At 67.9% G+C, this 22,624-nt stretch carries 21 protein-coding genes; 8 read left to right on the plus strand and 13 right to left on the minus strand.

Annotation, left to right across the window (positions count from 1 at the left end; translation table 11 throughout):
• Positions 1 to 18 precede the first annotated feature (18 nt).
• From K7G82_RS15385 to K7G82_RS15435, 11 genes are all read right to left on the minus strand, one after another.
• Positions 19 to 1,008 carry a sugar kinase gene (locus K7G82_RS15385; RefSeq protein WP_222990799.1) on the minus strand — a complete coding sequence of 330 codons (990 nt, stop codon included), beginning with the start codon at positions 1,006 to 1,008 and terminating at the stop codon, positions 19 to 21.
• Positions 1,005 to 1,508 (minus strand): flavin reductase, encoded by a 504-nt coding sequence (locus K7G82_RS15390; protein WP_222990800.1) that lies wholly within the window; start codon positions 1,506 to 1,508, stop codon positions 1,005 to 1,007. Before K7G82_RS15390 ends, K7G82_RS15385 begins: the two co-directional genes overlap by 4 nt.
• Positions 1,509 to 1,514: 6 nt before the next feature.
• On the minus strand, positions 1,515 to 2,243 hold the full coding sequence (locus tag K7G82_RS15395; protein ID WP_222990801.1) for an SDR family NAD(P)-dependent oxidoreductase: 729 nt from the start codon (positions 2,241 to 2,243) through the stop codon (positions 1,515 to 1,517).
• Positions 2,240 to 2,734 (minus strand): aromatic-ring-hydroxylating dioxygenase subunit beta, encoded by a 495-nt coding sequence (locus K7G82_RS15400; protein ID WP_222990802.1) that lies wholly within the window; start codon positions 2,732 to 2,734, stop codon positions 2,240 to 2,242. The genes K7G82_RS15395 and K7G82_RS15400 overlap by 4 nt, the downstream gene beginning before the upstream one ends.
• Positions 2,731 to 3,984 carry an aromatic ring-hydroxylating oxygenase subunit alpha gene (locus tag K7G82_RS15405; protein WP_222990803.1) on the minus strand — a complete coding sequence of 418 codons (1,254 nt, stop codon included), beginning with the start codon at positions 3,982 to 3,984 and terminating at the stop codon, positions 2,731 to 2,733. The genes K7G82_RS15400 and K7G82_RS15405 overlap by 4 nt, the downstream gene beginning before the upstream one ends.
• Entirely contained in the window at positions 3,981 to 4,517 is a 537-nt protein-coding gene (locus tag K7G82_RS15410; RefSeq protein ID WP_222990804.1) for a nuclear transport factor 2 family protein, read from the minus strand. The genes K7G82_RS15405 and K7G82_RS15410 overlap by 4 nt, the downstream gene beginning before the upstream one ends.
• On the minus strand, positions 4,514 to 4,870 hold the full coding sequence (locus tag K7G82_RS15415) for a hypothetical protein (protein WP_222990805.1): 357 nt from the start codon (positions 4,868 to 4,870) through the stop codon (positions 4,514 to 4,516). The genes K7G82_RS15410 and K7G82_RS15415 overlap by 4 nt, the downstream gene beginning before the upstream one ends.
• Before the next feature lie 19 nt (positions 4,871 to 4,889).
• A complete protein-coding gene (locus K7G82_RS15420) occupies positions 4,890 to 6,008 on the minus strand; it encodes an acyl-CoA dehydrogenase family protein (RefSeq protein WP_222990806.1) in 1,119 nt (372 codons plus the stop codon).
• A complete protein-coding gene (locus K7G82_RS15425) occupies positions 6,001 to 7,212 on the minus strand; it encodes an amidase (protein ID WP_246623593.1) in 1,212 nt (403 codons plus the stop codon). The genes K7G82_RS15420 and K7G82_RS15425 overlap by 8 nt, the downstream gene beginning before the upstream one ends.
• Positions 7,213 to 7,390: 178 nt before the next feature.
• Positions 7,391 to 8,095, minus strand: coding sequence for a class I SAM-dependent methyltransferase (locus K7G82_RS15430; RefSeq protein WP_222990807.1), 705 nt, complete (start codon positions 8,093 to 8,095; stop codon positions 7,391 to 7,393).
• Between the two features lie 73 nt (positions 8,096 to 8,168).
• Positions 8,169 to 9,302, minus strand: a complete 1,134-nt coding sequence (locus K7G82_RS15435; RefSeq protein WP_222990808.1) for a GGDEF domain-containing protein — start codon at positions 9,300 to 9,302, stop codon at positions 8,169 to 8,171.
• 175 nt (positions 9,303 to 9,477) lie between these two features.
• Here K7G82_RS15435 and K7G82_RS15440 point away from each other — a divergent pair, with 175 nt between their 5' ends.
• Together K7G82_RS15440 and K7G82_RS15445 are read left to right on the plus strand one after the other, a co-directional pair.
• On the plus strand, positions 9,478 to 11,421 hold the full coding sequence (locus K7G82_RS15440; protein WP_246623594.1) for a lipoxygenase family protein: 1,944 nt from the start codon (positions 9,478 to 9,480) through the stop codon (positions 11,419 to 11,421).
• Between the two features lie 106 nt (positions 11,422 to 11,527).
• Complete coding sequence (locus tag K7G82_RS15445) at positions 11,528 to 12,403, plus strand: alpha/beta fold hydrolase (RefSeq protein WP_222990810.1); 876 nt, start codon at positions 11,528 to 11,530, stop codon at positions 12,401 to 12,403.
• Between the two features lie 6 nt (positions 12,404 to 12,409).
• Here the strand turns inward: K7G82_RS15445 and K7G82_RS15450 are convergent, their stop codons facing one another.
• The gene (locus tag K7G82_RS15450) at positions 12,410 to 13,324 is read right to left on the minus strand and encodes a LysR substrate-binding domain-containing protein (protein ID WP_222990811.1); all 915 of its coding nucleotides are present in this window, start codon (positions 13,322 to 13,324) and stop codon (positions 12,410 to 12,412) included.
• Between the two features lie 101 nt (positions 13,325 to 13,425).
• Here K7G82_RS15450 and K7G82_RS15455 point away from each other — a divergent pair, with 101 nt between their 5' ends.
• The 6 genes from K7G82_RS15455 (at position 13,426) to K7G82_RS15480 (ending at position 20,880) form a co-directional block, all read left to right on the plus strand.
• On the plus strand, positions 13,426 to 14,655 hold the full coding sequence (locus K7G82_RS15455; protein WP_222990812.1) for a metal-dependent hydrolase family protein: 1,230 nt from the start codon (positions 13,426 to 13,428) through the stop codon (positions 14,653 to 14,655).
• Positions 14,656 to 14,659: 4 nt separating this feature from the next.
• Positions 14,660 to 15,811 (plus strand): MFS transporter, encoded by a 1,152-nt coding sequence (locus K7G82_RS15460; protein WP_222990813.1) that lies wholly within the window; start codon positions 14,660 to 14,662, stop codon positions 15,809 to 15,811.
• 124 nt (positions 15,812 to 15,935) lie between these two features.
• Entirely contained in the window at positions 15,936 to 16,718 is a 783-nt protein-coding gene (locus K7G82_RS15465; protein WP_222990814.1) for a HalD/BesD family halogenase, read from the plus strand.
• A 50-nt stretch (positions 16,719 to 16,768) separates the two neighbouring features.
• The gene (locus K7G82_RS15470; RefSeq protein ID WP_222990815.1) at positions 16,769 to 19,024 is read left to right on the plus strand and encodes a TonB-dependent receptor; all 2,256 of its coding nucleotides are present in this window, start codon (positions 16,769 to 16,771) and stop codon (positions 19,022 to 19,024) included.
• A 6-nt stretch (positions 19,025 to 19,030) separates the two neighbouring features.
• The gene (locus K7G82_RS30040) at positions 19,031 to 20,296 is read left to right on the plus strand and encodes a M24 family metallopeptidase (protein ID WP_222990816.1); all 1,266 of its coding nucleotides are present in this window, start codon (positions 19,031 to 19,033) and stop codon (positions 20,294 to 20,296) included.
• 17 nt (positions 20,297 to 20,313) lie between these two features.
• On the plus strand, positions 20,314 to 20,880 hold the full coding sequence (locus K7G82_RS15480; protein WP_222990817.1) for a hypothetical protein: 567 nt from the start codon (positions 20,314 to 20,316) through the stop codon (positions 20,878 to 20,880).
• Positions 20,881 to 21,073: 193 nt separating this feature from the next.
• On the opposite strand, the gene K7G82_RS15485 is transcribed toward K7G82_RS15480, so the two are convergent.
• Positions 21,074 to 22,588 (minus strand): ABC1 kinase family protein, encoded by a 1,515-nt coding sequence (locus tag K7G82_RS15485; RefSeq protein ID WP_222990818.1) that lies wholly within the window; start codon positions 22,586 to 22,588, stop codon positions 21,074 to 21,076.
• Between the last annotated feature and the right edge of the window lie 36 nt (positions 22,589 to 22,624).

The raw sequence follows: 22,624 nt of genomic DNA on the forward strand, positions 1-22,624 counted from the left end.
TCACACCCCGATCTCGTGTTACCGGCTGATATCCCCCGCCTCGGCATTCAGATCACCGATACCGCCGATCCACATATCGCCGGCGATGAAATGCTTCTGCACCGCAGCGGCAAGGCCGAACTCCACCATGCAAGCGGGCTTTTCCCCCGACAACACACCGTGCAGCACGCCCGCCGCGAAGGCGTCGCCCGCGCCGATCCGGTCGATGATACCGGTCATGGCCACGGCATCCGACACGAAGGCGCCGTCGCGCATGTCGAGCCGCGCCGACAGGCTCTGCCGCGCCGCGCTTTCGACCTCGCGGCGGGTGGAGGCGATCAGGCGCAGCGACGGGAAGCGGCGGAACGCCGCCAGCGCGGCCTGTCGATCGCGATCGTCCCCGGCGAACACCTCGCCCGTCATCAGCGTGATATCGCGATGATTGCCGAACAGCAGTTCCGCCTCTCCGGCGAGCGCCGCGAGCAGGCCCGGCGCGTCGCCGCCCGAAGCGGCCCAGATGCTCGGCCGGTAATTGCAGTCGAGCGAGACGCGCACGCCCGCCGCCCGTGCCGCCCGCGCGACCGCCAGCACCGCCCGCGCGCACGCACCGGTCAGCGCCGGGGTGATGCCGGAAAGATGCAGCCAGTCCGCGCCCGCGACCGCATCGGTCCAGTCGATATCGCCCGCCGTTTCGGCGAAGGCCGATCCCGTGCGATCATAGACGATCCGGCCGGGCCGTGGCCCCGCGCCCGGCTCAAGCCAGTAAAGCCCCATCCGCCCCGGCCCCCGCAGGATCGGCGCGGTCTCGACACCCATCAGGCGCAGGCCGTTCGCCGCCCTGTCGCCCAGCATGGTATCGGGCAGGATCGAAAGCATCGCGGCGTCGTGGCCGAGCTGCGCGAGCGCGCCGAGCACATTCGCCTCCGCCCCGCCGACATGGATATCGAGCGTAGCGCCATGCGCCATCGGCACGCCCATCGGCGACGCCAGCCGCAAGAGAACCTCACCAAAGCCCAGGATCCGCGTCATGCGCGCATCCCATCCAGCGCCGGGCCGACGCGATGATAGGCGCGGTCGAAATAGATCAGCCCTTCGACATCGTCATGGAAACGCGCATCCTCCACCCGGCAGAAGAAGACGCTGTGCGTGCCGACCTCGCTCACCTCCACCAGCCGGCAATCGAGCGCGACCGACGCATCGGCGAGCACCGGCGCGCCGGTGGCCAATGTTTCCCAAGCCTCTTCGCCGAAACGCTCCGCCATCGTCAGCCCCGATCGCGCGAAGCGTTCGGATACCGGCTGGTGGCGCGCGGCCAATATATTGACGCACAGCACGCCATTGGCCTTGAGCACCATGTTGGCGTTCGAGGACCGGTTGACGCAGATGAGCAGCGTCGGCGGATCGTCGGTGACGCTGCACACCGCCGACGCGGTCATGCCGTAGCGCCCGCCCGCGCCATCGGAGGTGATGATCGTCACCGGCGCGCCGAGCCGCGCCATCGCCGCGCGGAAGATCTGACGGTCGACCATGGATCGTCAGCGCATGAACAGGCCGCCATTCACGTCCCAGGTCGCGCCGGTCGTGAAGGCGGCGGCGGGGGACGCGAGCTGGACGACCATCGCCGCGACAAAGGCGGGATCGCCCAGGCTGCCCGCCGGAATGCCGGCGACCAGCGCGTCGAGCCTGTCCGCCGGCACCAGGGCGCGGACCGAAGGCAGGTCGAGCGGCCCCGGCGCGATCGCGTTGACGGTGATTCCGAAGGGCGCGAGATCGCGCGCGAACACCTTGGTCAGCGTGATGATCCCGCCCTTGGACGCGGCATAATGCGCGCCGGTGGAAGTGCCGCCATTCTGCCCGGCGAGCGAGGCGATATTGACGATCCGGCCGTGGCTGCGGTCGCGGAAATACCGGCCGAACACCTGGCTGCCGATGAAGGTGCCGCGCAGATTGACCGCGATCACCGCATCGAATTCCTCCGGGCTGATCTCCAGCACCGGCCGCGCGACCGTCATCACCGCATTGTTGACCAGGATCCCGGCCGATCCCCAGGCCGCGACCATCGCGGCCAGCGCCTGTTCGAAGCCCGCCTGTTCGCGCACGTCGAGCCGCAGCGCCATCGCGCCGTCGCCGAGTTCGCCGGCCAGCGCCGAGGCGGCGTCCATATCGATATCGCCGATCGCGACCTTGTGGCCGGCGGCATGCAGCGCGCGGACGATCGCGGCGCCCAGCCCCTGCGCCCCGCCGGTGACGAGCGCCGCGCTCACAGCAGATAGCCGATGCCGAACTGGGCATCGTCCGAATTGACGAGCTGGACGATCTTGCGATCGAGCGCGATGCCGCCGGGGGTCACGTTCAGCCGATAGGTCACGTCCGCCGCGAGCAGGCGCGTGCGATCATATTTATATTCGACGATGTGCATCGCGCAGCGCAGCTTCACCCGTTCGGGCGCGGTCTTGAGCATGACGAAGCGGGAGACGGTGCGCACGGTGCGCGCGGGCGGCGCCGACGACATCGAGAAGCCCGACAACAGCCGCTTCACGCGCGCCTCACGCATCTCCGCGTCGTCATGCAGGATGTTGAGCGCCCCGGCATGATCATCCACGTCGCGCTCGATCGGCACGATATATTCGCCTTCGGCCGTCCACAGCTTCAGCCATTCGCGATAGTCGAGCCGGTCGAGCATGTCGGCTTCGCGCCAGATGAATTCCTGCGCCCCGGCCATCGAAATGCCGGCGGTGGCCATGTCGACGCTCATGCCGTCATCATCCTTTTCCACATCTGATAGGCGGCACGCATGCCGGTTTCGGCGCTGACGTCGCCGGCTTCATGGCCGGGCTCGGGCCGCCCGTCCGGCGCATCGACGCCGCGGTTGAGCATCACCCAGAGCGCGTCGCCGGCGGCGGCACCGCGCTGGACGCGCTCCCACCCCTCGGCATCGTCGGGCGTGCCGAAGCCCATCGGCCCCTGGAAATGCTCGTGCAGCCGCAGCCGCGCCCGGTTGGCCGCTTCCGGGCCGCCATCCATGCCGATCGCGATATGCTGGATCTCGGTCTCGTTCACCGCCACCGGGCGCAGCACGCGGAAGAACGCCATCGAACAGGCGACATTGGGGAACAGGTTCAGGTTGAAACCGCTGCCGCCGACGGCGCGGACGATGCGGCGCACCTGATCATCGTCATGGCCCTCCGCCGCCAGTTCGGCCGCGAGCGCCGCGAAGCGATCGGGGATCGGCGCGTCGAGATTCTCCTCCAGATCGATCAGATCGGGGATCATCACCATCACGCTATGGCCGTTGCCCAGATCCTCCACCCAGCCGCCCTGGCCGAGCACGTCCATCAGATTCTCGGTGTCCTCGTCGAGCGAGGACAGGAAGGTCTTGTGGACGATCGGGAAATGATAGGCGTCGGTGGTGTTCTCGAGCTGGATCTTCCAGTTGCCGGGAAAGCGGAAGCGATGTTCGCCCAGCGTCTTCACGCCGAAGCCCGCGCCCTGCTTCATGAACAGGTCGATCCATTTGCGCGCGGGGCCAAGCCATTCGGCCAGCGGCATGATCGCGTCGTCGAACGTCGCGAAGATCATGCCGTTATAGCATTCGGTGCGCAGCGCGATCAGCGAATGATCGGCCTTGTCGACGGGCTCGCGATAGCCATCGGCGAAGGGCACCTTGCGCAAGCCGCCGTCCACATCATAGCTCCAGCCATGATAGGGGCAGACGAACACGCTGGCCTTGCCCTTCTTCCTTTCGCAGACGCTCGCGGCGCGGTGGCGGCAGCGATTGAGCAGGACATGGACCGCGCCCGCCTTGTCGCGCGTCACGATCACGGGCTGGCGGCCGACATGGGCGGTCTTGAAACTGTTGGCGCCGGGCAGTTCGCTGTCATGCCCCACCCAGATCCAGGCCTGTTTGAAGATCCGCTCCATCTCGTCATCGAAAATCGCGGGATCGCGATAGAGCATGGTGTGGACGCGATCGTCGCGCACCAGCGCGGCATAGTCTTCAGTCATTGCTGGCCTCCTTGTTGCGCGGCGGGAACGGGAATGGTCTCGGCGTCGCTCCAGTGATCGACGCGGCGGGAAAAGATGTTCTCGGTCCGGAAATCGGCGATGCGCCAGCGCCCGTCCTCGCGCGCGAACCCCACAGTCAGCGCGGCGCTGCGCAGATCGGCGCTGTCGTCATGATAGGTCGAGCATTGCAGCATCATCCAGCGGCCGGTCGCGGTCTCGCCCGCCACCTCGATCGCCTCGGCCGAGAAGAAATGGCCGGTCATCCGGAAATGCGGCACCGGCGCGCAATAGCCCGCGATCATCTCCACGATCGCGGCGCGCCCGCGATAGCCGCCGAACGCGGCCTGATAGCGCCCCTTGCCCTGCCACACCGCGTCGCGCGTGAAGAGCTCGCCCAGCGCCTCCAGATCGGTATCGGGGCCCAGCCGGTCGCAGATCCGGAAATACGCCGCCATCACCCGGCGCACCGCGCTTTCCGCCTCGAGCGTGTCGAGACGGGCGGACAGGCGGGCAAGCTCGTCGGTCTGGCTCATGCCGGTTCGGGCATCGCCAGCTCGCGGCCCATGCGGGCCTCGACGCGGATATATTTCCACAGCCGATGCTCGCCCACCTCGATCGTGCGGAACAGGTTGCAGGCCGAGATCACGGTTTCGCGATCGACGACATCGGCCAGGATGTAGAAGGTCCAGGGCCAGCCTGTGGGCGAGGTGCCGACCATCGTCTCGTCATCGTCCATCGTGCCGATCACGGTGACGCCGGGCATCTCGCGGATCGTCTTGGTCAGCAGGCCTGCGGCCTGAAGCACCATCGGGATCTGGGCGCTCGGCAGGTCGAAAAAGGGCTGGAGCACGGCGCCGCAGAACAGCGTGCGAATGGGCTTGGTCATGCAAGGATCCTTTCAGCGATCAGGGGAAGCCCGGGGGCGAATCGAGGCCCAGCAGCACGCGGCCCGCGCTCTGCCAGGTGCCTTCGGACAGGAAGGCGTGCTGCACGACCACCATCGCATCCTGCACATGCCGCGCGATCGGATGGTCGGCATAGATGCCCGTGGTGCCGGACAGGGTGAACGCCGCGTGCGCCACATCGGAGCCCACCCGCGCGGCATGGCTGGCGGCCAGGCGGATCAGGTTGATGTCCTCGATCGCCAGCGCCTCTCCGGCGACGAGCTTCGTCCAGGCCGTTTCGGTCGCGTCGTAGAAGAATGCGCGCGCCGATCGCAGCGCCGCCTCGGCCTTGGCGATCTCGATCTGGACATAGGCGCGATCGGCCAGCACCGGCGCGCCGGTGATCGAGCCGCGCCCGCCCGCCATCCGCGTGATCTCGTCCAGCGCGGCGCGCGCCACGCCCAGCCCGACAATGGCGAGCACCTGCGCGGCGAACGCCATCGACGGATAGCGATAAAGCGGATTGGTGAGCGTCGCCGCGCTGCCGCGCACGAAGGTCCAGTGTTCCGGCACCACGACATTTTCGACCACCAGATCGTGGCTGCCCGTGCCCGCCAGCCCGATCACGTTCCAATTGGGCGCGATCGTCACGCTCTTCGCGGGCATCACCGCCATGCGCGGCAGGCCGGATGCCGGCCCGCCCTCCACCTTGATGCCGACGCCGATCAGGTCCGCGCCGGTCGATCCGCTGCCGAACTTCCACGTGCCCGAAACCTTCAGCCCGCCATCGACGGGGAATGCCGGCTGTGGCGGGAACAGCCCGCCCGCGAAGACCACATCGGGGCCGTCGGCATAGATTTCGGCGATGGTCTCGCGCGGCAGCGCCGCCAGATAGAGCGCGGACACGCCGAAGCTCGCCACCCATCCGGCCGAGCCGTCGGCGGTCGCGATCGTCTCGATCAGCCGGAGGAACTCGGCCGGCGATTTCTCGTCGCCGCCGAACTCCCTCGCCACCAGCGCGCGATAGACGCCGGCCGCCTTGAACTTCGCGACGATATCGGCGGGCATCTGGCGGGCCGCGCCGAACGCCGCGCGGCGCGCGGCCAGTTCGTCGAGCAGGCCTGTCAGCGCGTCACTCATCTTCCTCTCCTCCTGGGATTTCGAGCCAGCGCGCCGCCGCGCACAGCGCCGCGTCACCGCCGCGCCGGCCGACGAGCTGGATGCCGGCGGGCAGGCCGTTCGCGGCCATAACCGGCATGGTGAGCGCGGGATGGCCCGAGAGATTGAATGGCCGGACAAAGCCGGTGAGCCCGCCGATCGCCGCGCGCGGATCGGTCGCCTCGGCAAGCGTGGGCGGAAAGCCGGGCATGGTGGGCAGCACCAGCGCATCGACCTGCGCCAGCACCGCATCCACTTCCGCCGCGAAGGCGGCGCGCACCTGCCCGGCCGCGCCGAGCTGGTCCGGCGTGATCCGGCCGGCGGCCCGCAGCCGCTCGCGGATGTCCGCGCCCAGCCCGTCCGCGTCCGCGAACATGCCGTATGCGGCGAAGGTTTCCGCCGCGATGATGGTGAGCCCGGCATCGAAGGCGGCCGCCATGCCGGGAAGCGCCACGGGCACGATCGCGCATCCCGAAGCAGCGAGCCGGCCATCGACCGCGCGCTTGACCTCCGCATCCGCATCGACCGCGACCCAGCCCAGCCGTGGCGGCGCATCGAGCGCATCCACGGCGAAGCCGGGATCGAGCATCGCCATGGCGCGTTCGATCGTCGCCAGATCGCGCGCGAACGGCCCGACGCAATCGAGCGAGCTTTCCGCCGGCATCACGCCGCGCCGGCTGATCCGCCCGAAGCTGGGCTTCAGCCCGTAAACGCCGCAGCACGCGGCGGGCACGCGGATCGACCCGCCGGTATCGGTGCCGAGCGCGAAATCGCACAGCCCCGCCGCCACCGCCGCCGCCGAACCGCTGGAGGAACCGCCGGGAATGCGATCGGGCCAGCGCGGATTGAGCGGCGTGCCCGTCCAGCCGTTGATCCCGGTCACGCCATAGGCGAGTTCGTGCATATTGGCCTTGCCGACGATCCGGCAGCCCGCATCGAGCAGCGCACGGACGACATCGGCATGATCGCGGGCGGGCGGCGCATCGGCGAACAGCCGGCTGCCGCCGCGCGTGGGCAGTCCGGCGATGTCGATCGAGTCCTTGATCGCGACGCGCGGCGTATCCCCACCGCGCGCGGCGGGGCCATCCAGCACGAAGGACTGAACCAGGATCGCATCCGCCGTGGCGCCATTTTCACCCATGCCCGCCTTGTACCGGGCGGCCGCATGGATGACCTGATCATTCAATTCATGGCGGCCATTAGCTTCGTTGAAGCATCAGCGGCGGTTCGAGAAAGCCGTTACCGGCCCGCTCCCCCGCCCAACCTCCCGATCCAGTATCATCCGGTCGGGCGGGTGGGGGGGGGGGCGGGGCGGTGCCGCCGCCGGAAAGCGCTCTTCCGCGCTTTCTCAGACCAACTCTCCCTCAGGCGTAGCCCACCCAGCCGCGAAAGCTGAATGCCGCGTAGAAGAGTTCGACATTGGAGAAGCCGGCTTCGCGCAGGATCGCCTCGTCCTGCTCCGGCGCCAGGATCACGGTCTGCGCATCGACCGCGGCGCGCGCGTTCAGCGCCTTTTCCGGATCCAGGCCGGATGCGACGGTGAAGGCGGAGTAGCGCGACAGCCAGCGCGCGCGTGCGCCATCGGCCTGCGGAAAGCCGAGATGCGCGACAACGAAGGGCGCGCCGGGCCGGAGGCGCCGGTGGATGGCGGCCGCCGCCCCGCGCCGTTCCGCGATCGACATGAAATGCATGGTGAGCAGGCAGGTCGCGGCATCGAAAGGCCCGGTCGGCGCATCATCGGCATAGCCCCGATGCAGACGCGCGCGCGACGCCAGCGGCCCCATCGTCCGCTCCGCCAGCGCGAGCATCTCCGCCGACGGATCGACGCCATCGAAGCTCCAGCCGGGCCGCGCCCCGGCGAACGCCGCGAGTTCGAGCCCGCCGCCGGCGCCAAGGACAAGGATCCGCGCCTGTTCGGGCACGCGTTCGGCGATCAGCAGTTCGGCCATGCGCTGCATGGCGCTGTAGCCGGGCACGAAGCGCGGCGGCCCCTCGGCATAGCGGGCCACCGCCTCCGGATCGGAGAAATGCGCCTGTGGCGCGGTCGAGGCTGTTTGATCGGCTTTCATGAAACTTGTAATGTTACATGAAAGCGCGGACGTCAAGACCGCCCCTGCGGCGGGGTCTCGATCGGGGATGGGGTCAGGCGGCTCTTTCGCGGCCGAAGCGGACGGTCTTGTCCGCCCGGGGTTCGTTTCCCGCCAGTTCCGCCTTCGCCGCGTACAGCGAATGATCGGCGATTTCGAGCAGCGCCTCCGCCGTAGCGCCGTCGGCGGGCCAGTTGGCGATGCCGATGCTGGCGCCCACGCGGATCACATGGTTGGCGAGCTGATAGGGCGGCACGAGCACCGAAAGCAGATGATCAGCGACGTTCCGTGGGGCGATCGTCGATCCGGGCAGCAGCAGGATCGCGAATTCGTCGCCGCCCAGCCGCGCGACCACGCCATTGTCGCCGCACGCCTTTTGCAGGCGGTTGCCGACCTCGCACAGCAGACGGTCCCCCATGGCATGGCCGTAGCGATCATTGACGGGCTTGAAGCCGTCGAGATCGAGCAGGGCGATCGAGAAGCTGGTATCCGGGCGGGCATGGGCGATCTCGCACGCCAGCCGCTCGTCGAACGCACGCCGGTTGGCAAGGCCGGTCAACGGATCGGTATTGGCAAGATCGCGCATCTGGCGCTGGAGCAGCAGCAGATCGACGAGCTGGCCGTGCTGCTGGAAGATCATGCGCAGCAGGAAGGCGCTGGCCACGGTCAGGCTGGTGCCCGCCGCCAGATCCATGCGATTGCCCGTGAAAAGCAGCAGCAGCGAGATCGGCAGCAGCCCGATCGCCAGGTTGATGATCGTCGCCGCGCGGATGGTGGACAGGCAATAGACCGTCGCAAGCGACCCCATCGCCATGATCATCGGATAATAGATGCGCGTCTCGGCCGGCGCGCTCCACCAGCTCACCACGCACCAGGCGCTGCACAGTATGGCGAGCGTGCTCGAAACCCAGGTCGCGGCGGAGATCATTCGCCCGGCGGTCGCCACGTCGACGGCCATGTTGCGCTTCTTCATCCACGAAAAGAAACGGAACAGGCAGGCCACGCCCATCACCAGCGGCAGGCCGAGCCGGACGATCGAAGGCGCGCCCTCGCTCGATCCGTAGATCGTCGTCGGAATCGTCAGGAACAGGGTCAGGTACAGCAAGGGGATCTGGCTTTGCAGCCGCGCCGCCCTCAACAGCTTGAAATCGTCCTGGATGACGTCCGGGATCGGCGGAAACGCCGTCATCCGAAACGATTTGATGATTCCCCTCATGGTGCTGCGGCTAGCAGCAAAGACTGAAGCTCTGGTTAAGCATAGGCACCGCCACGAAATTTTCGCGGGCGGGCAGCCATGCTTTACGCGCCCTTAATCATGATCTCCCTATCGGTCGCGCCCGATGGAACCGCATCGGGAGGGAAGCATGTCACGCGCCGCCGTCAATCCTACACTGCCCCAGAACGACACCCAGGCCGAGCAGGCCAAGCGCGCCGCGCAGATCGCCGCCACCTGCCTGAACTATCAATGGACGACCGACGTGCCGACGCTGCCCGGCGTGCCGCTGGCGACCAAGGTGCCGGAAAGCGACACGCCGACATTGTCCTGGTTCCTGATCCTGATCGGGGTCGGGCTGAAGATCGCGCGCAACCAGCTCTCCATCAAGATGACGAGCAGCGCCAAGGGCGAGATCGCCACGCCGCAACCCGCGATCGCCGCGGCGCTGGCGCGATGCGACGAGATCGAGGCGTCCGCCGCGCGCATCCATGCCGAACATGCGGAGCATGCCGCCACCGGCATTTTCGGCCGCATCGCCGCCGAGGTGGAAACGGGCATCGACTATGTCGAGCATGACGCGCATCTCGCCCTGCTCAGGCAGCATGCCCAGGAACTGCGCGGCATGGTCGAGATGAGCGATGCCGAACTGCGGGGCATCGGCACCACCGATCCGCTCTCGCTCGACGCCTATATGGCGCTGTTCGACACGATCCGCGCGCCCGGCATCGCCTATCAGTTCCAGGAGGACGACGTGTTCGCGCGGATGCGCGTCGCCGGCCCCAATTCGGTGCTGATCAAGGGCATCACCGCGCTTCCCGAAAAATTCCCGCTTTCGGACGAGACCTATGCGGCGGTGGTCGCCAACGACACGCTGACCGCCGCGCTCGGCGAGGGCCGCGTCTATCTTTCCGATTATGCCGAGCTCGACATCCTGGTGCCGGGCATGTGGGACGGGCTGCCCAAATATGCCTATCTGCCGATGGCGCTGTTCGCGGTGCCGCCGGGCGGGTCTTCACTCGTCCCCGTGGCGATCCAGTGCGGGCAGGACAGCAGCCTCAATCCGATCTTCACGCCATCGGTGATCGCCGGCGACGCCTGGGGCTGGGAGATCGCGAAACTGGTCGTCCAGGTGGCCGACGGCAATTATCACGAACTGTTCGCGCATCTGGCGCGCACGCATCTGGTGATGGAGGCGTTCGCGGTCGCGACGCACCGCCATCTGGCGGAGGTTCATCCGATCTGGGCATTGCTGGTGCCGCATTTCGAGGGATTGCTGTTCATCAACAACCAGGCGGCGACATCGCTGATCGCCGCGAACGGCCCGATCGACCATATCTTCGCGGGCACGATCGCCTCCAGCGAGAAGGCGGCGGCGAGCGATCGCCTGGCGTTCGATTTCCACGGCAAGATGCTGCCCAACGATCTGGCCGCGCGCAACGTGGCCGATCCGGCGGCGCTGCCCGACTATCCCTATCGCGACGATGCGCTGCTGGTGTGGCAGGCGATTCACGACTGGGCGACCCAATATGTCGCCATCTATTATGCCGATGACGCGGCGGTGACGGGCGATACCGAACTTGTCGCCTGGGCGGGCTCGGTCGTCTCCGAAGGGCTGGTGAAGGGCTTCAAGCCGATCGCCACGCGCGCCCATCTCGCCGATGTCTGCACGATGATCATCTTTACCGCGAGCGCGCAGCACGCGGCCGTCAATTTCCCGCAGAAGAACCTGATGGACTTCGCGCCCGCGATCACCGGCGCGGGCTGGGCGGCGGCGCCCACCGAACAGGCGGGCCATGGCAAGCAGGACTGGCTGGGCTACATGCTGCCGGTCTCGCTGGCGCTGGAGCAGCTCAACACGCTCTATCTGCTCGGCTCGGTGCTGTATCGCCCGCTCGGCACCTATCTCAGCAACGACTTCCCCTACCTCGCCTGGTTCCGGGATCCCGCGATCATCGGCGCGGACTGCGCCTTGCCGCGCTTCCAGGCGGCATTGCAGGCGGTGGAAGCCCGCATCGTCGCGCGCAACGCCGAACGGCTGGCGCCCTATCCCTATCTACAGCCCAGCCTGATCCCGACGAGCATCAATATCTGATCGGCGATCATATCGCAGGGTGATGCATCCATCTCTTCTTTGCGCTCGCGCGGTATCGGCCCACCGCATAGCGTGCGGGCAACGAAGACGAGGGAGGATTGCGGCGGTGAGACGATCGATCATGCTGATATTGGCGGCGGCGGGCCTCTCCGTTGCGGGTGCCGCGATCGCGGAGCCCGCCGCGCCCGCCGCGGGCCGGCTGTACAGCGTTTCGATCGGCAAGCCCGGCGGCGTGCCGCTGATCGCGGTTAATGGCGGGCCGGGATATGATCATCGCTACATGATCGCGGCGCCGGTCTGGGCGGGCATGGCGAAACGGCGCCGGATCGTCTTTTACGACCAGCGCGGCACCGGGCGTTCGCCGGGCAGCCCCGCCGCCGGGCTGACGGTGGACAGGATGGTGGAGGATCTGGAAGCGCTGCGACGTGAGCTCAAGGCCGAACGGATCGACCTGCTCGGCCATTCCTGGGGCGGCATCCTGTCGATGGCCTATGCGACGCGCTATCCCGAGCATGTCGCCCATCTGATCCTGGTGGGATCGGGCGACGCCAAATTGACGACGCACGAATTCCTGTTCGACAAGCTCTATCCGGAGATCATGGCGGCGATCCCGAACGACCCCAGCCCGGCGGCGCAAATGGGCTGCGTGCAGGTCGATGCCTATGACCGGATGTCCTATTATGATCAGCGCAACCGCACGGCCGATGACGGCAAGTTCTCGCGCGAGACGTGCACGGCGGTGATGCTCGACGCGATGAAGCTCGACCTCTACCCCGCGCTCAAGACGCTCAGGCTGCCGGCGCTGGTGATCAACGGGCGCTTCGACGCCAATGTCGCGCCCAGCGTCGCCTATCGCATCAGCAAGGGCATACCGGGCGCGCGGCTCGAATTTTTCGAGCGCAGCGGCCATACGCCCTTTGTGGAGGAACCCGAGAAATTCGCGCTGGTCGTCGAGCATTTCCTGGACGATCGCCCGGAATAGGCCCGATCAACCCGCCTTCGGCGGCGGCCCAATGAGCGCGTCCATCACGGTTTCGATCAGGTCCTCGCGCGCGTCGGGCCGGTGGACGATGAAGAAGCCGTGATCGGAGGTGAGCTGCCGGGCGGATGGACGCACGAGCTGGCCGGTCTCCAGATAGGGATCGACGATCCCCTTCCAGCCGAGCACGATCCCCCGCCCCGCCAGCGCTTCCTGCAGCATCGGCGTATAGGTGCTGAACAGCGGCCCGTGCGTGGACGGAGTGGCGCCGAGATCGCGGAACCATTCGCGCCAGTCGACCAGCCCTTGGCTGGTCTGGGTGAGCTGGAGCAGCGGCGCTTCGGCCCAGGCCTCCGGCAGATCCTCCACCAGCCCCGGATGCTGATCGAGCAGCGCGGGCGCGCAAACCGGGAAGACCACTTCCTCCAGCAGCTTGCGCGCGCGGAAATCGGGCCAGTCGCGCGGATTGCCGTAGCGGATCGACAGGTCGACATCCTCCGCCTCGAAATCCAGATAGGCATCGGCGGTCATCAGCCGGATCTGCATATTGGGCAGGCGCGCGCGCAACGCGCCGAAGCGCGGCATCAGCCAGTCGTGCGCCATCGCATAGCTGCATGCGATGGTGAGCGTCGCGCCCTGGCGGTTGCGGCGCCGGATCGCCTCCACGCTGTCGCGGATGCGCCCCAGGCCGATCTGGATCGCCTCGGCCAGCACCTGCCCCGACGCGGTCAGCACCAGCCGGTTGCCGTTGCGCACGAACAGTGAGACGCCGAGATCGGCCTCCAGATTGGAGACGTGCCGGCTGACGGCGGACTGGGCGATGTTGAGTTCGGCCGATGCGCGCGTGAAGCTCAGGTGCCGCGCCGCGGCTTCGAACACCGCGATCGCGTTGAGGGGCGGCAGGGACTGGCGCAGGCTTCGCATGGATCCTTTCATATCGAAAAGGCATCCAGTGTCCACTTTTCTCTGGTTTGGCGCGGCCCGTCCCCGGCCTAGGGTTCCCGCAAGAAAGCGGGAGGACTGTGGTGAAGGCGATCGTGTTCGAGAATGCGCGCGTGCTGAACGAGGCGGCGGACGGCTATCGCGAGGATTGCCATGTCGTCGTCGAGGACGGGCGGATCATGGCGGTCGACAGCGGCCCGGCGCGCCTGCCCGGCGCGGACAGCATCGACGTGCGCGGCGGCGTGCTGATGCCCGGATTGATCGACGTCCACACGCATCCCCGGCTTTCCAGCGCCAGCGCCGCGCAGATCCTGGGCCATCCGCCATCCTATTCCACCGCGCACGCCGCGCGCATGCTGCGCCACGCGATCGATTGCGGCTTCACCACCATCCGCGATGTCGGCGGCGCCGATCATGGCCTGGCCCGGGCGCTGGAGGACGGGCTGATCGTCGGGCCGCGCCTCTTCTACGCCGGGCGGACATTGTCGATGACCGGCGGGCATGGCGATCTGCGTACGCCCGAACAGGATGTCGAGCCGTGCCGCTGCCACCTGATGCACAGCATCGCGCATATCGTCGACGGCGCGGATTCGGTGCGCCGCGCGGCGCGTGAGGAGCTGCGCATGGGCGCGCACTGCATCAAGATCATGATGTCGGGCGGCGTGCTTTCACCCACCGATCCGATCTGGATGGCGCAGTTCACCGATGACGAGATCCTGGCCGCCATCGAGGAAGCGGTGCGCTGGCGCGCCTATGTCGCGGCGCATGCGCACACCGCCGACGCGGTGATGCGCGCGGCACGGCTGGGCGTGCGCACCGTCGAGCATGCGACGCTGATCACCGCCGAGGCGGCCGCCATGCTGCGCGAAGCCGGCGGCTTCGCGGTGCCGACGCTTGCCATCGTCATGGCGCTTATCGAAAAGGGTGACATGCTGGGCTTGCCGGCGGCGGTGCGCGGAAAGGCGAAGGAACTGACGCAGCTTGCGACACAGGGTTTCGAAACCGCGTGGCGCGCGGGCGTTCCGCTCGGCTTCGGCACCGATCTGCCGGGCGAGCTGTTCGTGATGCAGGCGCGCGAATTCCTGTACCGGCGCGAGGTGCAGCCCGCGCATGACGTGCTGCGATCGGCGACGGTGACGGGCGCGGAGATCCTGCGCCGCCCCGATCTCGGCCGCATCGCGCCGGGCGCCACGGCGGACCTGCTGGTCGTGGATGGCGACCCGCTGGCGGATATCGCGCTGCTGGCCGAGGATGGCCGGCGCCTCAGCACGATCATGAAGGCCGGGCGTTTCCACAAGCGCCCCCATGGCTGACGGCATGACGGCCGGCGACGGCGGAGATGCTCTTCCCCCGCCCCCGGCGGCGGTCTGGGCCGCGATCTATCTCGGCGTGGCCGCCGCGACGCTGCCTGCGGTGCTGCCGGTGATGGTGGGGGTGTTCGCCGAACGCTTCGGCTATGGCGTCGCCGGTGGCGGCATGATCGCATCGATGAACATGGGCGGCATCCTGGTCGGCAGCCTGTTCTGCCCGATCATCGCGACGCGCCTCTCCTGGGCCGCGATGGTGCGTGTCGGGCTGGCGGTGATGATCGCGGGCAACCTGCTCACCATGCTCGACGGCCACTATGCCTATGTCGCGGCGACGCGCATCCTCTCCGGCCTGGGCGAAGGCGTGGTGGGCGGCATCTGCTATGCCGCGATGGGCCGCGCCGCCCGCCCCGGCCGCGCGATCAGCCTGTATCTGGCGGGCCAGTCGATCGTCGGCATGGTCGGCCTTGGCAGCTTCGGCTGGATCGCGGCCAGCTTCGGCTGGCAATGGCTGTTCCTCGCCCTGTCCGCCATCGCCCTGCCCGGCTTCTGGCTGGCCCGGCCGATCGGCGCGGCGCAGCGGCGGGAGCGTGATGGCGCGCGCCCGCTCCGCCTTGGCGGCGATCGGCTCGCCATCGGCGCGCTCGCCGCCATCCTCGCCTATTTCATCGGCATGGCGTCGCTCTGGCCCTTCCTGGAACGCATCGGCGTGGGCAAAGGCCTGGGCGCCGCGCCCATCGCCTTCGCGCTGTCGGTTTCGGCATTCGGCGGACTGGCGGGATCGCTCGCCGCCAGCGCGCTCGCCGAACGCATGCCGCAAAGGGCCGGCCTGCTCGTGGGCGCCGCGATCCTGGCGTGCGGTGTCGTCGCCCTCACCCTGCCGATCGGCGCGGCGGGCTTCGTCGCGGCCATCTGCCTCTTCACCTTCGCATGGCCGTTTCAATATGCGTTCAAATTCGGCCTGCTCGCCTCGGTCGACCGGGGCGGACGCATGGTCGCGCTGACGCCCGCGATCACGGGCGCGGGGCTCACCATCGGCCCGGCGGTCGGCGGCATATTGCTGCAATATCTGGGTCTTGGCGCGGTCGGCGCCTTCTGCCTGGGCTGTGTCGCCGTGGCGGTCGCGGGCGCGCTGTGGGTTCGCGCCCGGGCAGCGGGCTGAGCGATCCGCTTCCATCACTTTTTGAGATGATGCCGCAGTTTTTCTCTGCTGTCGCGCCGAACGGACGGATGCGATGACTCATCCCGCGATGCCGGGCGGTCCGGTGAGAGTTTCGGGAGCATCCATGTCGATCGTGAACACCAGCCTTTATCCCCTGTCCGACGCGGCGCGACGCGCGGCCATCGTGGAGACCGCCGCGCGCCAGCTCGCCGAGGACGGCGCCGCCGCCTTCCCCGATTTCGTCGCGCCCGAGGCGCTGGCGGAGATGGTCGCCGAAGCGGCCGCCAAATTCGGCAGCGCGCACCGGCGAGATCAGATGCTCGGCTTCAATCCGCGCGGCCCGCTCGCCGATATCGCCGACGAGGCGCTGCGCAATCGCGCCGCCCCCTATTCGATGTGGATTCTCGGCTCCGACCTGCTCGAAGCCGATGGCGCGGTGCAGAGCTTCTATCGCTCGCCCGAGCTGATGGCGCTGGTTCAGGACGCGTTGGGGATTGCGCGCCTGCACACCACCGCCGATCCGCTGATCAACGTCAACATCACCTATATGGGCGCGGGCGACCAGCATGGCTGGCATTTCGACGATAACGACTTCGTGGTGTCGCTGCTGCTGCAGGCGCCCGAAACCGGCGGCGCGTTCGAATATGCGCCCGAGGTCGACACCGCCCCCGTCGAGGACATCAACGCGATCCTCGACGGCGCGTCGCCGCGCACCCGGTTGCAGAAGGTGGAGGCCGGCACGCTGCTGCTGTTCCGCGGCTGCCGGGCGCTCCACCGCGTGACCGAGGTGGCGGGCGACAAGCGCCGCATGATCGCGCTGCTCAGCTACCACACCGAACCCGGCTTCGTTTACGCGGACTCGGTCAAGCAGAACGGGCTTGGCCGCGTGTCGGCGATCGCGGCCTGACCGGCAGCCAGCAACCAGAACCATAATCAAGAAACCAAAGGGGAGGCATCATGTCTCGACACATCCATCTCATCGCACTGCTGACCACCACATTGCTCGCCGCGCCGGCGATCGCCCAGGAAACCGACACCGCGCCGCGTGACGAGGGGGACATCATCGTCACCGCGCAGCGGCGCGAAAGCCGGTTGCAGGACGTGCCGCAGGCCGTGTCCGCCTTCGGCGGCGAGGCGCTCGGCCGGCTCGGCATCCGCGACACCGAAAGCCTGGTCCGCAACACGCCAAGCCTCACCTTCACGCCCGTCGGACCGGGCGAATCCAATATCGGGCTGCGCGGCCTTTCCACCGATCTCGGCCTCGCCCCCGCCGTCGCGGTCTATATCAACGACACGCCGTTCGACTTCCGCACCGATGCCTATAGCGGCACGCCCAATATCGACCTGTTCGACATGCAGCGCGTCGAGGTGCTGCGCGGGCCGCAGGGCACGCTGTTCGGATCGAGCTCCACGGGCGGGACGATCCGCTACATCACCAACCAGCCCGATCCTTCGGGCTTCGCCGCGCATGGCGAAGCCACCGTCAACAGCGTGAAGGGCGGCGGCGAGGGCTATGGCGCCAAGGCGGCGGTGAACCTGCCGCTGGCCACCAACCTCGCGCTGCGCGTGACCGGCAGCTATGAGAAGATCGCGGGCTATATCGATCGCTACGACGCGACGCTCGCCGGCTTCACATCGCCGCAGTCGAACGACAAGGTGGCCGAGAAGAACGCCAACGATGCCGTGATCCTGGCCGTTCGCGCCGCCCTGCGATGGGAAGCCGCCAGCGACCTGACGATCACGCCCAGCCTGTTCTATCAACGCATCCGCGCCGACAATCCGATCGCGACGCAGAGCAACCTGCCCGGTTTCGGCCGCGCGAGCGCCGTCGGCGGAGAACCCTCCCACACCAACCTGCTCGTCGCGAACCTGACCGTCGAAAAGGAATTCGGCAGCCTCAAGCTCGTCTCGTCGAGTTCCTATCTCAACAAGAAATCGGACGCGGCGATCGACTATACCCCGCTGGGCTACAATATCTTCGGCGCCTTCGCGCCGTTCGAGAGCCGGATGCCCGGAACGGCGGACAGCTATACCCAGGAACTGCGCCTGACATCGTCCAATGCCGGCCCGTTCAACTGGATCGCGGGCGTCTATTTCAGCCATACCGATCAATCGCTGGGCCAGATTTTCGACGGACAGCCATTCTCCGATCTGCTGAATGCCGAGTTCGGCCCCGCGCCGCGGCCGATCGGGCCGATCTTCTACGATTATCTCCAGCGGACGTCCGAACAGCAGATCGCGGGCTTCGCGGAGGTCAATTACAAACTCAGCGATCAGCTCGAGCTGATCGCGGGCGTGCGCGCCTATCGCCTGAAGAACACGCTGGAGGCGACCTGCACCGAAGCCTTTCCCGGCATCTTGTGCGGCATCGACACGCCGCGCATCACCGCGAAGAAGACCAGCGCCAGCCCGCGCTTCACCGTGAACTATCGCCCCAGCGACAACGCCACGCTTTATGCCACCGTCTCGCGCGGGTTCCGCGCCGGCGGCGCCAATGCCGCGATTCCGCCAGCGCTGGGCTGCGATCTCGCGAGTTCGGTGGGGCCGATCTTCAATCCCGATTCGGTCTGGAACTACGAGCTTGGCGCGAAGATCGAGACGCCGAACCGGGTGCTGACGGTCAATGGCGCCGCCTATCGGATCGAGCAGAAGGGCATCCAGCTCACCATTCCCGATCCCTGCGGCTCCACCTTCTTCGCCAATGCCGGGGATGCGCGCATCGACGGCGCGGAACTGGAAATGAATCTGCGCCCGTCCAAACACATCACGCTGAGTGGGCAGATCAGCTATACCGACGCCAAATTCACCAGCGTGCCCGCCGATTTCGGCGCGGCGGCGGGCTATGCCAGGGGCGACGCCATCCCCGAGACGCCGCGCTGGAAATTCGCGCTTTCCTCCGAACTGCGCTATCCGGTGAACGAGGGATGGGAAGCCTATGCACGCGGAAGCTGGCAGCATGTCGGCAAGACGCCGTTCGGCATCGACGGCGTGGTCAGTTCAGGGCGCTTCCGCCCGGCTTATGACATCGCCAATTTCGACATCGGCGCTGAAGGGTCCAGCGTGGATATCAGCCTGTTCGTCCGCAACGCCTTCAACAAGCGCGGCATCCTCGCCATCGGTTCGGGCGCGGTCAGCACGATTCCCGGCGTGTTCGAGAACGTGACCTATGTGACGCCGCGCACCATCGGCCTCACCATGCGGATCAAGGGCTGATCGATCGTGAGCGGCGGCAGCGTCTTCCCGCGCGAGGAATATGAGCAGCGCTGGCGGCGCGTGTGGGATGCGATGCGCGCGCGCGGCTACGAAACCTTGCTGGTCTGGTCGCGCGGCGCCGGATCCTATGACCGGCTCGGCAATGTCTATTGGCTGACCAACTATGCCAATACCGGGACCGGGCAGGATTGGGCGGACGATGTCCAGATGGGGAGCTGGACCTTTTCCGCCGTGCTGTTCCGGGGCGGACGCGAGCCGGAGCTGCACAGCGCGCAGCCGCCCGAGGAAACCGAATATCACAAGGCGGTGTGCGGCGATCTGATCGTGCACGAGCCCAGCGTGATCACCGGGCTCGCCGAATATTTCCGCAAGCACGGCATAACAGGGCGCGTCGCCGTCGTCGGCGACGATGTGCTCCCCGGCCTCTATGACCGGCGGCTGCGGGCATTGACGCCGCAGATCGAGTGGGTGACCGACGAATGGTTCCTGCTCGAACCCCAGCGCGTGAAATCGAAGCGCGAGCTTGATGTGTTCCGCACGGCGGGCGACATCGTCACCCATGCGCTCGCCGCCGGCATGGACGCGATGATCGCGGGCGAGACCTCCGCGGCGGCGGCGGCGCGCACGGCGGCGGAGATCATGCGCCGTGGCGGCTGCTTCTCGCGCATCGACATGCATCACGGCGCGCATGCGGAGAAATACATCCTCGGCGACATGCTCCATGGCTATGACATGACCGCGCCCAACAAGGGCGACATGGTGCGCGGGTGGATCCAGGGGCCGATCTTCCAGGGCTATTGGCTCGATCCCGGCCGCAGCGCGGTGTGCGGCGGGCGATCGACCAGGGAGCAGCGCAACATCCTGGAGGGATCGGCCGAGGTGTGCCGGGCGATCATCAAATCGATCCGACCGGGCATCACGCCCCGGCAACTGGGCGTGATCGGCGCGAAGGCGGCGGCGCCCTTCGAGGACGAGGCGCGCGACATCAAGGTGAATCTGGGGATTTTCGGGCATCAGATGGGCACATTCTATGGCCCGGACATCATTCCGGCGGGTGACCCCGGCACCGGCCCGGTGGCGCCCGACGCATCGGGCTATGTGCCCATGCCCGGCGAGCTGGCGAATATCGACAAGCCCTATGAAACCGGCATGCTGATCGCGGTGGAGGCGTTCATGAAACATCCCGGCGTCGGCATGAGCGGGCTGGAGGATCATGTGATCGTGACCGAAACCGGCTGCGAGCAGATCACCAACACGCCGGTCTATATCTGAGCGGCACGGAGCCAGCGATGCGGACGACCCGTCGACAGTTCATCGCCCGCTCCGCGATCGGCGGCGCCGGCCTGTTCGCCGCGCCGCTGCTGGCGGGCGAGAGCGCGCGCGCCGGAGCGATGGTGGCACAGCCCGCGATGATCGCGACGATATCGCGCTATTCCCGCCTCTCTCCGCTGGACGGTTCGCGGATCGAGGCCGCCGCCTGGCTGGAGGCGGATCTGGGCGCGAGCCGCGCGATCGACGCGATCCGGCTGCATTCCGTGAAGCCGGGCGACGGATCGGCATGCCGCCGGCCGGTTCGTTTCCGCATCCACGGATCGGACAGTCCGGCTTTCGACGATGCCGTGCCAATCGCCGACTGGCAGGCGGCGGGCCATGCCGATCCCTGCAACTTCATCGCGCGGTTTCCGCCCGCATCGGTGCGTGCCCGCCATCTCCGCATCGAAGCGACGCCCGACGGCACCACCGCCGACGGGCTGCGGCTGGCCGCGATCGAGATCCTCTCCGGCGGCACGATCCTGACCGTGACCGTGCGGGAGACATGCAGCCTTCACTGCCCCTTCCCGCACCGGGTGGGTTGAGGACTGGGCAATCTACCCTGTCCGATATGCCAGCGCAGGCGGGACTATGCGCGATCCACTGATGCTCCCAAACGTGTCATCCCCGCGAAAGGGGATCCAGCTATTCCGTGAAGCGTCCGGAAAAAGAAGAAGAAGCTGGATCCCCGCGTTCGCGGGGATGACACCGAAAAGGCACCGGATCGAGCCCCAACCCCTACGACAGCAGCAGCGCACCCGCGATCAGCGCCGCGCCCGTCAGGATGGCGGCGGCGATCCAGCGGCCGGCGGTGGCGAGCGCGGCCGAGAGCGCCGCGTGCGGGGCCGCCACATCGGCGGGATCAGCTTCCAGCCGGCGCACGGCGGCGCGCACCAGGCGCGGCGCGCCATCGCCCAGCTTGCCCAGCTCCCAGGCGAGCGCCTGCACGGTCGGCCCCCAATGATCGGGCGACAGCCGCGCCCGCGCGATGCGCAGCGACGATCGCCGCATCGCCTGCGACAGATCGAAATCGGGCTCGATCGCGGAAAGCACGCCGTCGATCGTCACCAGCGCCTTGAAGATCAGCAGCAGGTCCGGCGGCAGGGTCAGCCCCTCGTCACGCATCATCGGCAGGAAATCGCCGACCAGCACGCTCAGCACCAGCGGGCCGCTGCCATGGCGCGCGACCAGCCGTTCGGCCGCGGACAGGATGCGATCGCGCGGCGCGCTTCCCGCCGACCAGACCGCCAATATATCGGCGAGCCGCGCGGGATCGCCGGTGTTCAGCGACTGGACGAAATCGATGAACTCCTCGCGCCGGCGCGGTGAGACATGGCCGATCATACCGAGATCGAGCAGCGCGATCCGGTTGCCGGGCAGGCACAGCAGGTTGCCGGGATGCGGATCGCCGTGGAAGCGGCCATTGACCAGCACCATATCGAGCACGACATCCGCGCCCAGCGCGGCGATCGCGGCGGGATCGATGCCGGCGGCGCGCAGCGTGTCGCCATCGCGGGGCGGAACGCCCGCGACATAATCCATCACCAGCAAGGTTTCGGAGGTCCAGGCCCAGTGGATGGCGGGGATCACCACGCGCGGTTCCTCCGCGAAATCCGCGCGCAGCCGGTCGGCATTGCGGCCCTCGCCGGTGAAATCGAGTTCCTCCAGCACCGCTTCGGTGAGCTGGCGCATCATCGCGGCGGGCGCGAAGCGGCGAACCTCCGCGCTCGCGCTTTCCGCGACGGCGGCGAGCTGCGCGATCAGGCGGAGGTCCGCCTCCATGCGGGGGCGGATGCCGGGCCGGCGGATCTTGAGCACCACCGCGCGCCCGTCGGCCAAGGTTGCGCGGTGGACCTGCGCCATCGACGCGGCGGCCAGCGGCGCGGGATCGAAGCTGGCAAAGGCGGTTTCGGGCGGCTCGCCCAGCGCCGCTTCCACCGCCGGGCGCAGATCCTCGAACGCCAGCGTCGGCGCCTGGCTGTGCAGTTGCTCGAGTTCGGCGATCCATTCGGGCGACAGGAGATCGCCGCGCGTCGCCAGGATCTGGCCGAACTTGACGAACGTGGGGCCGAGCGCCTCGAGCGCGAGCCGCGTGCGACGCGGCAGGCCGTGGGGATCGCCATCACCCCCCTGCCCCGCATCTGCGATGCCGAGCCGCGCCAGCACCACCCCCAGCCCGAAACGCGAGGCGACCTGCGCGATCTCGCCAAGGCGGTTCCGGTCGCGCGCGGCGACGAGCAAAGTCTTGATCATGCCCGTCTTATCGCCCGCCCGCCGAGCGGGGGCAAT

Source organism: Sphingomonas colocasiae, assembly GCF_019880585.1.
GTDB classification, from domain to species: domain Bacteria; phylum Pseudomonadota; class Alphaproteobacteria; order Sphingomonadales; family Sphingomonadaceae; genus Sphingobium_A; species Sphingobium_A colocasiae.